Raw genomic sequence first — 13,224 nt, forward strand, 5'->3', positions numbered from 1 at the left:
GAGCGCCTCGCCACTTTCGGCAGAATCACCGGCTGCGCCGCCGGGTTCCGGCGCCGCATCCCTCTGCACAGCCGATCGCGGTTCCTCCTCCGCCCGCACGCCCGCCAACGGTCCGCCAGCGCCCGGCACCGCCTCGACCTCGAACAGCTCACCGCTCATCTCCGCACCGGCCGTGGATGATTCGGCCCGGCTCGCCTCCGAGCGCACCTCTGCGCCGGTCTCCGATTCCGCTTCCGCCGCCGCAATGGTTGCCGACGCCGCCACTGCGGGTGCCGCTGTCGAGCTCATCGGCCCGTCCGCCGCGGCCGATGCCGCGGCTCCGGGACTGCCACCCGCACCCTCGATCGCCGCTCCGGCGCGGACTGCACGCCTGACCGGCGCCGCCCCGATCCGCTCCGAATCGCCTGTGCTGTGGGAAAACTCATCATCCACGCGACCGATCTCCCGATCCGCACCGGCTCCTTCCTTCCCGGCGGCGGGATCTGCCGCACAGGCGTCGGCGCGGGCCGAACCATCGCGGCCGGAATCGGTACCGTCCGCGGGCGCGGCGGCGGCCGTCCCGAACAGGTCGTCGGTTTCCCCGACCGCGGCGGGGCGGCGGCGGGACCGGTCGCCCGCGCTCGGTTCGGCGCCGCGGCGGGCGCGGGTGGGCGCGGGAGCCGGGGCGAGGTCGGCGAGGGAGAAGAGGTCGTCGGTCATCCGTGCCTTCCGTTTTCCGGGCCGGGGGTCATGGCTGGCTCTGATTCTCGTTGGTGAGCAACGGAATCCAGAGGCGACGCGCCAGCTCTCCGAAGCGAGTGGGTTCGATTGCGCCTTCCTGGGACGGGCCGGTCAGCTGGTGGAAGCGCGGGGCCGGGCCGAGGATGTGGCGGAGGTAGCGGTCGGTGTTGTCACCGTACTTGCCCGCGAATTCCTCTTCGGCGGACTGCAGGGCATCGTCGGGAGGCGCACCGCCGGCGCGGCGTTCGGCGTAGACGGCGGTGGCGGCGGGGGTGATGGGGAGCGGTTCGGTCAGGCCCTCGTCACGCAGGGCGACCAGATCGCGCAGCAGGGTGCGGGCGGTGGCGCAGTCGGGGGCGGTGAGGGTGGATTGCCAGGCGGGGCGGGAGCCCTTGCCGCGGCCGATGGTGATGGCGCGCCAGGATTGGTGGCCCGCGGTGGCGGCCAAGGCGAGCACGCGGACCCAGGCGGCCATGCGGTGTTTGGGGGCCAGGCGGGAGAAGGTGGTGCGCAGCAGGGCGTCGTCGTGGACGTCGGGGACGGTGCCGGTGAGGCGGCGGCCGTCGCCGAGGTCCACGGCGATATCGATGGTGCGGGAAGGGATTTCGTGCAGCGGCTGGGCGACGCGGACGAGGCGGTCCACGGTCGATTCGACATCGTCGAGGACGGCGGCGCCCAGGCCGAAGGGCGGGAGGGTGCCGCGGCGCCATTCGGCGGCGCGCAGGGCATTGGGGTCGACGCCGGTGAGGCGGGCGGACAGCATGCGTTCGCCCATATTCCATTTGGTGAGGCCGTCGAGTTCGATGGGGAGGCGGTCGGCGATCTCCTCCTCGTCCTCGGGGACGCGAATGCCCAAGCGCTGCCACAGGAATGCGCGCACCGGGTGTTCGGCGAAGGAGATCACATCGGACAGTTCGACATCGCCGCGTTCGGCGCCGGGCAAAGGGGCCGCCAGGAACGGCGGGCGCGGCGCGGGCGGCCGACCGGCCGCCAGGGCTCCGGCGAGGGCGACGGTGTCGAAGCTGAAAGGCTTGCCCGGCTGGAAGTTACGGCGATCGAAGGGCTGCAGCGGATGCCGGGTCACGACCTCGCCCATGGCGTCGGCGCCCACATGGGCGCGCACGGTGTCGAGGACTTCCGCCAGCGGGATGGCGGGCGGGCGATGCGCGCCGCTGACCGGATCGGATCCGGTGTGCAGCAACACCAGTCGCTCCCCCGCCGCCATGATGGCGTCGAGGAGCAGCTGGCGGTCCTCGCTGCGCGGGTCGCGGTCGCCGGGGCAGCGGTGCCGGGCGAGGACATCGTCGCCGTCCACGCCGCCGGTGCGCGGGAAGATCTCGTCGTCGAGGCCGAGCAGCACCACGACGCGATGCGGCACCGACCGCATGGGCACCATGGTGCACACCGTCAGCTCGCCGGTGCGGAAGTTGGCGCGGGAGGGCCGCCCGGCCAGCCGCGCCGCCAGCAGGGCGGCAATATCGGTGAGCCGCAAGGGAATCTCGCCCGCGTGCTCGGTCGCCGCGGCCAGTTCGCGCCGTGCCTGCACGCCCATCCAGCCCTGGGTGAGGGGCACATCGGTGAGCAGGTCCAGGGCCCGCCCGAGCACGCTCGCCCATTCGGTGGCCGGCCGCGCGGTGCCGGCCGGTTCGGTCAGCGAGGTGCCGCGCAGATCTCGCAGGCAGACCGCGAGCCGGTCGATGAATTCCGCGAAGCGCCCGGCCAGATCGATGTCATTGGAGTCCACGTCGTCGAGGGGCAGCACGAGATCCAGCCAGTCCTCGGTGGATTCGCCCGCGGCCACGCCCAGCAGGATCCGGTCGACGGCGGCATTGAGGGTGTTCTGCGCGAAATCGCCCAGCCCGAACGCCTGTCGCTGCCGCTGCCCGATCCCCCAGCGCGCACCGGTCTCGGCGGCCCATTCGCGCAGCCGCTCGATATCGTCCTCGTCGAACCCGCAGCGCAGCCGAACCGGTTCCGCCGCAGCCAGATCCAGCACCTCGGTGGCGGTGACGCGGCCGTCGGCGAGCTCCAACAGGGTGCCGATCACATCGAGCAGCGGGTTCACGGCGCGTTGCGCGCGGTCGGCCAGGCGCACCCGCAGGCCGTGTGCGGGATGACCCGGCGCGGCCCCGTCCAGGGACCACTGCCCGAACGCGGCGCGCACCAGCGGCGCGTAGCTCTCGACGTCCGGGCACATGACGATCACGTCGCGCGGTTCCAGAGTCGGGTCGGCGCCGAACAATCCGAGCAGGACGTCGCGCAGCACCTCGACCTGCCGGGCCGCGCCGTGGCAGGAGTGCACGCTGATGGTGCCGTCGGCGAGGGCGGCTTCCGGCATGAGCGACCAGCGGTCCTGCCGGATCGCGGCCTGCAGTTCGCTCAGCAGCGTGCGCGGTCCGAGGTGTTCGAGCAGCGGATGGTAGGTGTCGATGTGGTCGTAGCCCGACAGCCGCTCCTGCAACTCGCGCACATCGCGCCCGAGCGCCGCCAGCAGCGGATGCCGCACCCGCACACCGGAATTCGGGATCACCTCGGCATCGGCCAGCTTGGTCCACAGCGCGGGGCTGGGATGCACCAGCCACAGGTGCACCTGCCGTCCGGCCGACAGCGCCGACAAGACCTCCAACTGGTCGGTCGTCAATCGCGTCACCCCGAACAGCGACAACCGCTCCGGCAGCCCCACCGCGCCCGGCTCCGCCCGCAACCGCGCACACGCCGATTCGAGCCGCTCGGCCGGGCTCGGCACCCCCACCGCATCCCGCAGCCGCCGCCACAACCGCGGCTGCCACAGCAGATCCGCGGGCAAGGCGTTCCCCGCGCCATCGGTATCCGAACCGCCCGCCCAGTCCGTGATCAGGGCCGGGCGCTGCGTCCCATAACTCGCGAACAGTTCCGCGATCCGCGCCGCCGTCGCATACCGCCGCCCCACCCGGTACGCACCCGGATCCCCGTGCCCCAGATGCCGCGCCGGCACCGCCGCCCACGGCTCGTCCAGCACCGAGTCCAGCACCGGCAGCAGCGTCCACACCAATCGCTCCGGCGCCCAGGGATCTTCCTCCGGAGCCATGCCGGTCGCCTCGGCCAGCACGGCCGCCACCAGCCCCGCCGGATCCGCGAAGTCGATATTGGCCGACACCCCGTCGGCCCCCGCACCGCTGCCGAGCACCGCCGACAGCCGCTGATTCAGCCACCGCTCGATCCCCTTGGCCGGCACCGCGACCACTTCCGGGGTGAACGGATCACCGAGCGGATCGGCGAGCAGCTCGGCCAGCGCGTCGGCGAGCGTGTCCGCACGCTCGGCCCGGTGAATGTGCACGAGCTGTGTTTATACAGTCGGCGAACGACATGCAAACACCAAGCGCCGCGGCTCGCCGGGTGACACCCGACACACGCCGAAGATTAGCTAGGGCGCGTCACACCGAAATTCGCATGTGGTATGCGACAGTGCCTTTCGGGGAGGTCGGCAAGTGGCTAGGAAAGGCTGGTAGAAGTCGATGTCTGCGTCGGTGATTCCCATGGTCCCGAGACGCGGGTTCACGGTTCGCCGGGTCGGGGACCGCTGGGAGCTGGTCAACTCGCGCTACTACGGCCGCACCGTCGTCCTGCAATCGTGGCCCAAGGATCGGCACACCGAGGCGTTCGAGCACTGCTATCGCCTCAACGGCCGCACCATCGAGGAACTACGGGCGGCATTCCGCTGATCGGCCCGATCGCGGCAGGGCATGGTGGGCACGATTCGAAACACACTGGGACAGCGGCGTTTCAGTAGCACAAGCAGCGAACTACCTCAAGACGTGCATAGCGGACGTTGTCATGTCTATTGTGGTGCACCGTGCGTTCTCCGATGGCCCGGCGCTCCCGTGTGGCCGCCTCCGCTTGCGTTCTAGCCGCTGCTCTGCTGCCGGCGGCCCCGGCGTTACTTCCTGTCGCCGGCGCGTCGCCGGTCATGACGCAGGGGTGTCAACCCGGCTTCGACTGCGATATGAGCAATCGCATCGCCAAGGTCGACAGCTACCTGAGCACCCGCCCCGGCGTCACCGGATACGTGGTGCGCGACCGCGTCACCGGCGGCATCTACCGGAATGGCAACGCGGACACCATGTTCTGGACCGCCTCCACCATCAAGCTGGCGATCGCGGAGGATCTGCTGAATCGCGCCCGCATCGGCGCCATCACCCTGGACCCGGGCGACCGCGCGCTCATGGAGTCCATGCTGGCAACCTCCAATGACAATGCCGCCGACATCCTGTGGAACAAGTACGCCGGCATCGACCGTATGGCCTTCCAGAACGCCTTCCGCGCCAATGGCATGAGCGGCCTGGTCCCGCTGCCGCCCGTCACCGCGCCCGAGCAGATCAAACTGTTCCCCGACTGGGGTTTCCAGCAGTGCAGCCCCGCGGACCTGGACCGCCTGATGGACAACATCCTCACCCGTATGCACCCCGACGACCGCGCCTACCTGGTCGACCGCATGCGCCAGGTCGACACCAATCAGCACTGGGGCGTGTGGGGCGCGGGCGCGGCCATGCAGCCCGGCCTGAAGAACGGCTGGTCCGCCGAACAGGGCGGCTGGGTCGTCAACTCGGTCGGCTTCGCCGGACCGGGCGAGCGCTACACCCTCGCCATCATGAGCGATCAGGGCGCGGATGGCGGATACGCCGAGGGCGCGGAGACCACCACGCACGTGGCGCAGCTGCTCTTCGCCGGTCGCTGATCCGGAAAAAGGTTGGCACGAAACGAATAACGCGGCCGTCGCGGCCTACCAGCGCAGTACGATAGGACAGCTCTGGTAATCCGAGACGGCGGCATTACTGCCGCCCGACCTGGTGGAGCGGTCATGGCTGAGTACACGGCTGTCGGCCGCGGGGTCAATGAGCCCCCGCGGCGTGACCCGGCGCCGATGACGGGCCACACAGCGGGCACTCGACCCCGGTCGGCCGATATTCCCACCGGAGCGATAAGCATAGGAACCCGAACACCTCCGCATTCGACCGTGGATGCACACCATTCGGCTGCCTGTGCACACCTCACCGATCGCCCACGGCATGAGGCGAATTGACGTGGCCGTACTGCTCGATACCGCGATGGTCGCCGAATGCGATCGCGCAGCCTTGATCGAGTCCGCCTTACAGGCGGCGTCCGCACCGATGCATCTGAGAGTGTCCGACCCGGACAGCGCGGTGCAAGCGCGCATCGAGGCATGGCAATTCGGCAGCGCGACCTTGGTACGCGCGCGAATGGTGGGTTATGCCGCGGTGCGCTCCGCGCAGCAGATCCTGCGGGCCCCGGCATCCGAACTGCAGATCACCGTTCCCCTCGCCGGCATCTGCCGATGGGAACAAGGTGATGTCCGGGGCGAGTTCGGTTCGGAACAGGCATTCGTGACGGACCTCGATCAACCCTTCGAGGCCGAATGGCGCGGCAGCGACATCATCGGTTTGCAGGTTCCGCTGGATCTGCTCGGCGTCACGATCGAAACCTGTCGCCGCGCGGCGGGCGAACTGCGGGCCAGCCCCTTGCACACCCTGGTCGCCACCCATCTCGCGCTCATGGCCGACACCGCCGACAGGGTCGTCGGCGCACCCGCCGCCACCGACCTCGGCGCCGCCTGCGTGGACATGGTCCGAGCCCTGCTCCTCTCGGCCGCAACCGGTAATGGCGCCGCTACGGAGATGCCCGCCGACAGCCTGCTCGCACAGATCCGCGACTACGTCCGCCGGCATCTCACCGATCCGAACCTGACACCCGAGCGCATCGCCCACGCGCATCACATCTCGGTCCGCTACCTGTACAAACTCTGCGCGCGAGCGAACTTCAGCCTGCACGAATGGACCATCGAGCAACGGCTGCAGCACATCCGGCGGGATCTGATCGACCCGAACAACCAGCATCGGACCATTGCCGCCATCGCACAGCAGCACGGCTTCCGCGACCCCTCCCACCTCACCCGCCGCTTCCGCGAGGCCTTCGGCACGACGCCCCGGGAATGGCGCGAGTCCTCCCGTCACGGAGACACGAATGGGCACGGTAACCGCGGCCCTACCCCCTGAAAGACCGTCCATATTGTATTTTCGAGTGGGTTCGCTCGGTCGGTTTCGGGTTTTGGTCCTGATTGGTCCTCGCACCTCACGTCCTACTACCCTGGGGCGTGAAGTGTCGTAGTTTCACCGTCTGGCCTAGGAGCAGGGAAGAACTAGATGAACGCCGATAATTCCGTTGAGCAGCGCCACCGCGTGGTGGTGATCGGGTCCGGGTTCGGTGGACTGTTCGCCTGCAAGCATCTGCGCAAGGCCGACGTCGACATCACCCTGATCTCCAAGACCTCCACCCACCTCTTCCAGCCGCTGCTGTACCAGGTCGCGACCGGCATTCTGTCCGTCGGCGAGATCGCGCCGTCCACCCGCATCGTGCTGCGCAAGCAGAAGAACGTGCGCGTGATCATGGGCGATGTGCACGATATCGACGTCGAGGGCGGGACCGTCACCTCGCGGCTGCTGGACGCGGACACCGTCACGCCGTTCGACAGCCTCATCGTGGCCACCGGCGCGCAGCAGTCGTACTTCGGCAACGACCACTTCGCCACCTACGCGCCGGGCATGAAGACCATCGACGACGCGCTCGAGCTGCGCGCCCGCATCCTGGGCTCCTTCGAGGAGGCCGAGCTGGCCAAGTCGCAGGAGGTCCGGGACCGGTTCATGACCTTCGTGGTGGTCGGCGCGGGACCCACCGGCGTCGAATTGGCCGGGCAGATCGCCGAACTCGCCGACCGCACCCTCGACGGCGCGTTCCGCAATATCGACACCCGCGACGCCCGGGTCATCCTGGTCGAGGGCGCCGGCGCGGTGCTCGCGCCCATGGGTCCCAAGCTGGGCGGCAAGGCGCACAAGCGGCTCGAGAAGATGGGCGTGGAGATCCAGCTCAACGCCATGGTCACCAATGTGGACGCGCGCGGGGTGACCATCAAGGACAAGGACGGCTCCGAGCGGCGCATCGAATCCGCGTGCAAGGTGTGGTCGGCCGGCGTGCAGGCCAGCGAGCTGGGCAAGCTGCTCGCGGAACGGTCCAAGGGCACCGAGGTGGACCGGGCCGGGCGCGTGGTCGTGGAACCGGACCTGACCATCAAGGGCTACCCGAACGTCTTCGTGGTCGGCGACCTCATGTCGGTGCCGGGCGTGCCCGGGCAGGCGCAGGGCGCCATCCAGGGCGGCACCTATGCGGCGCGGGCCATCAAGGCGGAGCTGGACGGGACGCACAAGCCCGAGGATCGCAAGCCGTTCAAGTACTTCGACAAGGGCTCCATGGCCACGGTGTCGCGGTTCAACGCGGTCTGCCAGGTCGGCAAGCTGGAGTTCAGCGGGTTCATCGCGTGGCTGGCGTGGCTGGCGCTGCACCTGTGGTACCTGGTCGGCTTCCGCAGCCGGTTCGTCACCGTGCTCGAATGGTTCGTGTCCTTCCTGGGCCGCCACCGCGGGCAGATGGCCGCCACCGAGCAGTGGGTGTTCGCGCGGCTCGCCCTGGAAGCGCTCGACGATCCCGAGGAAGCGCTCGAGCTCCACAAACAGATCGGCGGCGAAACCCCTACGGGGAACGGCAAACCCGTGGCGAATACACCGACCGGTCCCCAAGCCGGACCCCGTACCGCCTGATCCCACCGTCATAGGGCGCTTGACCCGACCAATCCGGCACACCGGCCGGATCCGAATGTTCGGCATCTGTCGACATTCGTAGAAAGGTCATCCATGGGCAAACGCCAACCGGTTGATCAGTTTTCACCGCGGCGCAGGCGAATGGGCACGCTCGCCATCGCGGGGGCATTGCCACTGGCAGCCGTATTATCCACCGCCGGAACGGCCTCCGCGGAACCCGTGGTCACCGAGGGCGCGCAACCCGCCGTCGTCCTCGACTCGCCGATGGGGCCGCTGACCGTGCCGGTGCCGCCCGCCGTGGCGGAAGGGGTGCGGACGTACCTCGACACCGTGCCCGTCGCGGCGGAGCCGGAAGTCACCGTGGATGCCGAACCCGCAGCGGTCGGCGAGGCCCCGGCGGCCGAGGTGGCGCCGGTCGTGCGGGTGGATCGCAACTCCTCCACCGGAGTGCGCGATATTCCGAACGGTCCGCTCGCGCCGGTGGACGTGCAGGAACTGCGCATGCCGGATCCGGCCGACGCGCGGGTCGTCGCGCCCATCGCCGCGCCGGAGGGCAAGCTGCGCTTCGGCGACACCCAGGTCGATATTCCGCCGTGGCTCACCCCCGATCAGGCGGCTCAGGTCAATGCCCTCGCGGCCGGGACCGAGGCCGAGCTGGCGAGCACCCTCGACGCGGCCGGATTCGAGCCGAGCCGCTCGGATCGGATCGCGGCGCAGACCGTCGGCACGGCCGCGGTCGGCGCGGCCGTGGGCGTGGGCGTGGCCGCGCCCGTGGAGGCCTTCGCGGTCGTCATGGGCGGGTTCGTGGGCGCCATGGCGGGCACGCCGTTCGCACCGGCCGGCTGGGTCTTCGGACCGGCGGTGGGCGCGACCGCGGCCTTCACCCTGGTCGCGGTGCCGGCGGCGACCGTGGGCGCCGGCATCGGCGCGGCGGTCGGCGCGGCGAACGGATTCATGGCTCCGGCAACCGAACCGACGCCCATTGCCGATGCGGTAACCGAGGTTGACGCGGCCGTCGAGACCGTCGAGGCAGCAACGATCGAGTGATTGCCGATTTGTCGGGGCCGGAATCCTCCAACTGGGGTTCCGGCCCCGTTTCCATGTTCGGCCGTCCAAAGAGCTAATTCCGGGCTATGCCAACGTTTTCCGATAGTCCGATTCGGCACCAATCCACCTGACCGACGGGTCCGAATGTCGGGCGTCGATGTTCCCAGGACAGAAAGGTCGTGCATGGCCGCAGGTAAACACCGAGCCCTCAACCCGCATCGCAACAAGGTCGGCAACGTGGTGGCGGCGGGCGCGGTTCCGCTAGTCATGGCGATCGTCGGAACCGGCGCCGCCAACGCTGCACCCGCGCAGCCGAATCCGGTGACCGCGCACGACGACGCGCCCCAGTGGCCCGCCGCCGACGCACCCAATGTGATGCCGTACGAGGGCCTCAATATTCCGGACGAAACGCGCAGCTCCATTCAGTGGTCGCGTCCGGCCCCGGACAAGCGCTACCTGGCGCCGGTCGGTGTGCTGCACCCGCCCGTCCCGGTTCCCGCGGTCCCGCCCATCGCCCCGCCGCCCGGCATGTTCCGCTTCGGCGATGTGCAGGTCCCCGCGCCCGACTGGATCGACAAGGAACAGTCGATCCAGATCAATGACAATGCCGCCATGGTCGAGGCGAATCTCGCCACCTTCCTCGACTCCATCGGCATGGAGCGCAGCCGCTCCGACCGCATTGCCGGACAGACTGTCGGCACCGCGGCCGTGGGCGCCCTGGCCGGAGCCGCCACCGCGGCGCCGTTCGCGCTCACCTCCGCCACCGTCGGCGGGGCCCTCGGCCTCGTGGTCGGTGCGGGCTTCTTCCCGGTAGGCCTCGTCGCCGGTCCCGCCCTGGGCGCCGCCGCCGGTGCCGCCGTCATCACCGTGCCCGCGGCTGTGGCAGGCGCCGCAGTGGGCGCGGCCGTCGGTGCGGTGAACGCGTTCAACGCACCACCGCGCGTCGTCGGCGACTGATTGCCGTTCGGCGACAAGCTATTTGCCGCAGATACGTGATTCGGCGGGAACCGGGGGGTGAGAGTCCGGTTCCCGCCGCGTCGCGAAAGGTCCTGCCACGCGGCTGATATCTGCTCCGCTAGACGCTCAGACGGGACGCCGTGCGGGTGAACAGGGTTCCGCCCGCCGCCAGCGGGAGCAGCGCTTCATCCATGCCGCCGGTTTCCGCCGTGCGGGGATCCGGATACGTGAGTACGCTCTCCAAAGCCCTTGGCCCCGAAAGCGAATCATCGGTGACCGCATCCGCGCCGAGCTCCAGGCGATGCCGCAGCAGCGGGATCGCACCGATATCGGCGCTCAGCTCACCGCTCCAATACCCATGATCCTCCCCCGTGCGCCCGATCTGCACCCGCTCCCGAAGCCGCAGCCGCGCACCCTCTTCCAGCGCTACCGTGGTCACCGTCTCGTGCTCGGCCCCGCCGGCCACCACCGTCGGCTCCGGATCGAACTCCAGCTCCCCGCCCGCCGCGACCTCGAACCGCCAGTGCGCCACCGAAGTCCGCGTCACCCGCCCCGGCAGCGCGATGGTGGCCGCCACCGACCGCACCGTCAACCGCGCCCCCGCCCCCACCACGATCGCGATATCCAGCACATCCCCGCCCAATGGCGTCGCCGCCGTCCCGATCATGTGCACCGTGTCGGGCCCGGTGCGCCGCGCCGCCAGCCCGCCCACCGCGTGAATCCGCGGCAGCGTCCCGGCGGCGGCGACAATCCGCAGCTCAGTGCGCACGCGTCACCGCCGCACCGGCCCCGGCACGTCCCGGCCCATCAATGCGAATGCGCGACACCCGCCGCCGCATCCTGCTCCGCCGCCACCCGCAACTGCTCCCGCACCCACTCCAGCACCGGAGTGGCCGCCGGATCCTCGGTCAGCGAGGTGAACACGAACGGCCGCCCCTCCCGCACCTTCGTCGAATCCCGATCCATCACACCCAGATCCGCCCCCACCATCGGCGCCAGATCCGTCTTGTTGATCACCAGCAGATCCGACCAGGTAACCCCCGGGCCACCCTTGCGCGGCACCTTGTCCCCACCGGCGACGTCCACCACGAAGATCTGCACATCGATCAACCCCGACGAGAACGTGGCGGTGAGGTTGTCCCCACCCGACTCCACCAGAATCAGATCCAGCGGCGGATTCGCCTCGATCAGGTCATCGATAGCGTCCAGGTTCGCCGTAATGTCATCCCGAATAGCGGTATGCGGACACCCGCCCGTCTGCACCGCGGTAATCCGCTCATCCGGCAACACCGCATGCCGCCGCAAGAAATCCGCGTCCTCGGTCGTATAAATGTCATTCGTCAACACGGCCAGCGACAGCTCATCCCGCAACTCCCGGCACAACGCCGCAACCAGCGCCGTCTTCCCGGACCCAACCGGCCCACCGATCCCAACCCGCAACGGCTCCCCCGCCGTCCGCTCCCGCTTGGGCCGATCATGACCGTGATCGTGCGGTTCTCCGTCGATGAAATGAGGTGGCATGCCCCCATCTTGTCCGACCCATGTAAACCACGCGTTACCGGGCTCAGCGCGGCGGCAGGGGCGAAGCCCAGGACGGAGCGAAACCTTCGGGCCATTTCGTCTCGCTGTCGTAGGCCGCCCATGGTCCGGCCGAGAACGTGCAGAGGCGGATACGATCTCCGGCTGCATGGCCTGTGGGCGTATCGCAACCCGGTTGTTCGCCGCCGAAGTAGGTGCCTGTCAGAACTGCATCGGACAGATCTGTTCCGCGCAGATCCGCCCCGCTGAGGTCCGCATCCGTCAGGTCTGCACTGTCGAGCCAGCCATTGCGCAGCTGGGCGTATCGCAGGTCGGCGGCGCGCAGATTTGCCCTGACCATCTGCACATCGTTCAGGTCCGCGCCGCTCAGATTGGCCGCAAACAACTCGGCCCCGTTCACCGTCGCACCTGTCAAACGAGCCGCCACCAGAAAGGCCCCACTGAGCTTCGCGGTGCCGAGATAAGCACCGGTCAGATCTGCGCCCTCGAGTCGGGCTCTGGTGAGGTCAGCGCGAGCCAACTGCGCATCCGTTAAATCCACACTGGGATAGCGAGGGTCGCTCACTTCCACCACCAGGTCGGGGCCCGACCCGTTCGTCTGCCACGCTTGGCGGCCCGCTGCCCCGGTTCCCATCACACCCAAATCGGCCTCATACAGCGTGGCGTCCGACAACTGCGCCGACCGCAGGCTGGCCCCACTCAGCTTCGCGCCTGTCAAGTCGGCTCCGTCCAGCAGCGCACCGGACAATGCGGCCTTCCTCAAATCGGTGCCGGCCAAACACGTACGGACAAGGTCGATCTCGATATCCGGCAAGGGCGTCGCTCGCCGGCCGATGACCGTCAGTGCGGTTTGCACCTCGACCGGCGGACGAGCGACCTCGTGCGGAAGCTGGGCATTACGAACAGCTTCCGAACACGTCTGAAGCATCGGCGCCTTCTCCCGGACGAACGCGCCGATGACATCGAACACCACTCCGCGTTGACGTTCGGAGGTGCGGGCGAACTCCTCGAGCAGGTACAGCCCGCCCATGCGAACGTGAACGTTCTCGTGCCCGAGCTGCTCCACCGCCTTCGTGAATCGCTCGGCGATCTGGCCCTGCTCGGCCAGTCTTTGCTGCTCACTGCTCACCCGCACCGAAGAGCTGGTCAGCACGAGCGCTCCGACGGCGGCTACCGCCGTCGCGAGCGCACCCAACTTGGTCCAGCCGTCCCACGTGGACAGTCTGTGCACGAACCGAACCAGCAACCGCCGCTTGGGAACCGGCTGCGGGCGCATTCGCATCCGCGCGGTCCGCTGTGGAACTCGATGGGCAGG

Annotated in this window: 10 protein-coding genes; 6 read left to right on the top strand and 4 right to left on the bottom strand. The window is 69.2% G+C overall.

Features of this window, described 5'->3' with window-relative positions; genetic code table 11:
* Positions 1-727: 727 nt before the first annotated feature.
* Positions 728-4,036 (bottom strand): exodeoxyribonuclease V subunit gamma, encoded by a 3,309-nt coding sequence (gene recC / locus ACFVIV_RS09235; protein ID WP_379194298.1) that lies wholly within the window; start codon positions 4,034-4,036, stop codon positions 728-730.
* 199 nt (positions 4,037-4,235) lie between these two features.
* Here recC and ACFVIV_RS09240 point away from each other — a divergent pair, with 199 nt between their 5' ends.
* From ACFVIV_RS09240 to ACFVIV_RS09265, 6 genes are all read left to right on the top strand, one after another.
* Positions 4,236-4,421: a hypothetical protein gene (locus ACFVIV_RS09240; protein WP_379194299.1), complete on the top strand. Its 186-nt coding sequence runs from the start codon at positions 4,236-4,238 to the stop codon at positions 4,419-4,421.
* A gap of 281 nt (positions 4,422-4,702) precedes the next feature.
* On the top strand, positions 4,703-5,434 hold the full coding sequence (locus tag ACFVIV_RS09245) for a tat pathway signal sequence (protein WP_379194300.1): 732 nt from the start codon (positions 4,703-4,705) through the stop codon (positions 5,432-5,434).
* A 331-nt stretch (positions 5,435-5,765) separates the two neighbouring features.
* Entirely contained in the window at positions 5,766-6,770 is a 1,005-nt protein-coding gene (locus ACFVIV_RS09250) for an AraC family transcriptional regulator (RefSeq protein WP_379194301.1), read from the top strand.
* Between the two features lie 147 nt (positions 6,771-6,917).
* Positions 6,918-8,366 (top strand): NAD(P)/FAD-dependent oxidoreductase, encoded by a 1,449-nt coding sequence (locus tag ACFVIV_RS09255; protein ID WP_379194302.1) that lies wholly within the window; start codon positions 6,918-6,920, stop codon positions 8,364-8,366.
* A 141-nt stretch (positions 8,367-8,507) separates the two neighbouring features.
* Positions 8,508-9,413: a hypothetical protein gene (locus ACFVIV_RS09260; RefSeq protein WP_379194303.1), complete on the top strand. Its 906-nt coding sequence runs from the start codon at positions 8,508-8,510 to the stop codon at positions 9,411-9,413.
* A gap of 183 nt (positions 9,414-9,596) precedes the next feature.
* Complete coding sequence (locus tag ACFVIV_RS09265) at positions 9,597-10,370, top strand: hypothetical protein (RefSeq protein WP_379194304.1); 774 nt, start codon at positions 9,597-9,599, stop codon at positions 10,368-10,370.
* 118 nt (positions 10,371-10,488) lie between these two features.
* Here the strand turns inward: ACFVIV_RS09265 and ACFVIV_RS09270 are convergent, their stop codons facing one another.
* From ACFVIV_RS09270 to ACFVIV_RS09280, 3 genes are read right to left on the bottom strand one after another with little or no spacing between them, the layout of a single operon-like run.
* Positions 10,489-11,139 carry an urease accessory protein UreD gene (locus ACFVIV_RS09270; RefSeq protein ID WP_379194305.1) on the bottom strand — a complete coding sequence of 217 codons (651 nt, stop codon included), beginning with the start codon at positions 11,137-11,139 and terminating at the stop codon, positions 10,489-10,491.
* Positions 11,140-11,177: 38 nt separating this feature from the next.
* Positions 11,178-11,891 carry an urease accessory protein UreG gene (gene ureG / locus ACFVIV_RS09275; RefSeq protein WP_379194306.1) on the bottom strand — a complete coding sequence of 238 codons (714 nt, stop codon included), beginning with the start codon at positions 11,889-11,891 and terminating at the stop codon, positions 11,178-11,180.
* A 43-nt stretch (positions 11,892-11,934) separates the two neighbouring features.
* Positions 11,935-13,140 carry a pentapeptide repeat-containing protein gene (locus ACFVIV_RS09280; protein WP_379194307.1) on the bottom strand — a complete coding sequence of 402 codons (1,206 nt, stop codon included), beginning with the start codon at positions 13,138-13,140 and terminating at the stop codon, positions 11,935-11,937.
* Between the last annotated feature and the right edge of the window lie 84 nt (positions 13,141-13,224).

Source organism: Nocardia sp. NPDC127526, assembly GCF_042672265.1.
Taxonomy (GTDB): Bacteria; Actinomycetota; Actinomycetes; order Mycobacteriales; family Mycobacteriaceae; genus Nocardia.

Bases quoted from the DNA above. Each gene is read 5' to 3' on its own strand.
- ACFVIV_RS09240 (WP_379194299.1), top strand. From the start codon at position 4,236: ATGGTCCCGAGACGCGGGTTCACGGTTCGCCGGGTCGGGGACCGCTGG.
- ACFVIV_RS09245 (WP_379194300.1), top strand. From the start codon at position 4,703: ATGAGCAATCGCATCGCCAAGGTCGACAGCTACCTGAGCACCCGCCCC.
- ACFVIV_RS09250 (WP_379194301.1), top strand. From the start codon at position 5,766: ATGAGGCGAATTGACGTGGCCGTACTGCTCGATACCGCGATGGTCGCC.
- ACFVIV_RS09255 (WP_379194302.1), top strand. From the start codon at position 6,918: ATGAACGCCGATAATTCCGTTGAGCAGCGCCACCGCGTGGTGGTGATC.
- ACFVIV_RS09260 (WP_379194303.1), top strand. From the start codon at position 8,508: ATGGGCACGCTCGCCATCGCGGGGGCATTGCCACTGGCAGCCGTATTA.
- ACFVIV_RS09265 (WP_379194304.1), top strand. From the start codon at position 9,597: ATGGCCGCAGGTAAACACCGAGCCCTCAACCCGCATCGCAACAAGGTC.
- ureG (WP_379194306.1), bottom strand. From the start codon at position 11,891: ATGCCACCTCATTTCATCGACGGAGAACCGCACGATCACGGTCATGAT.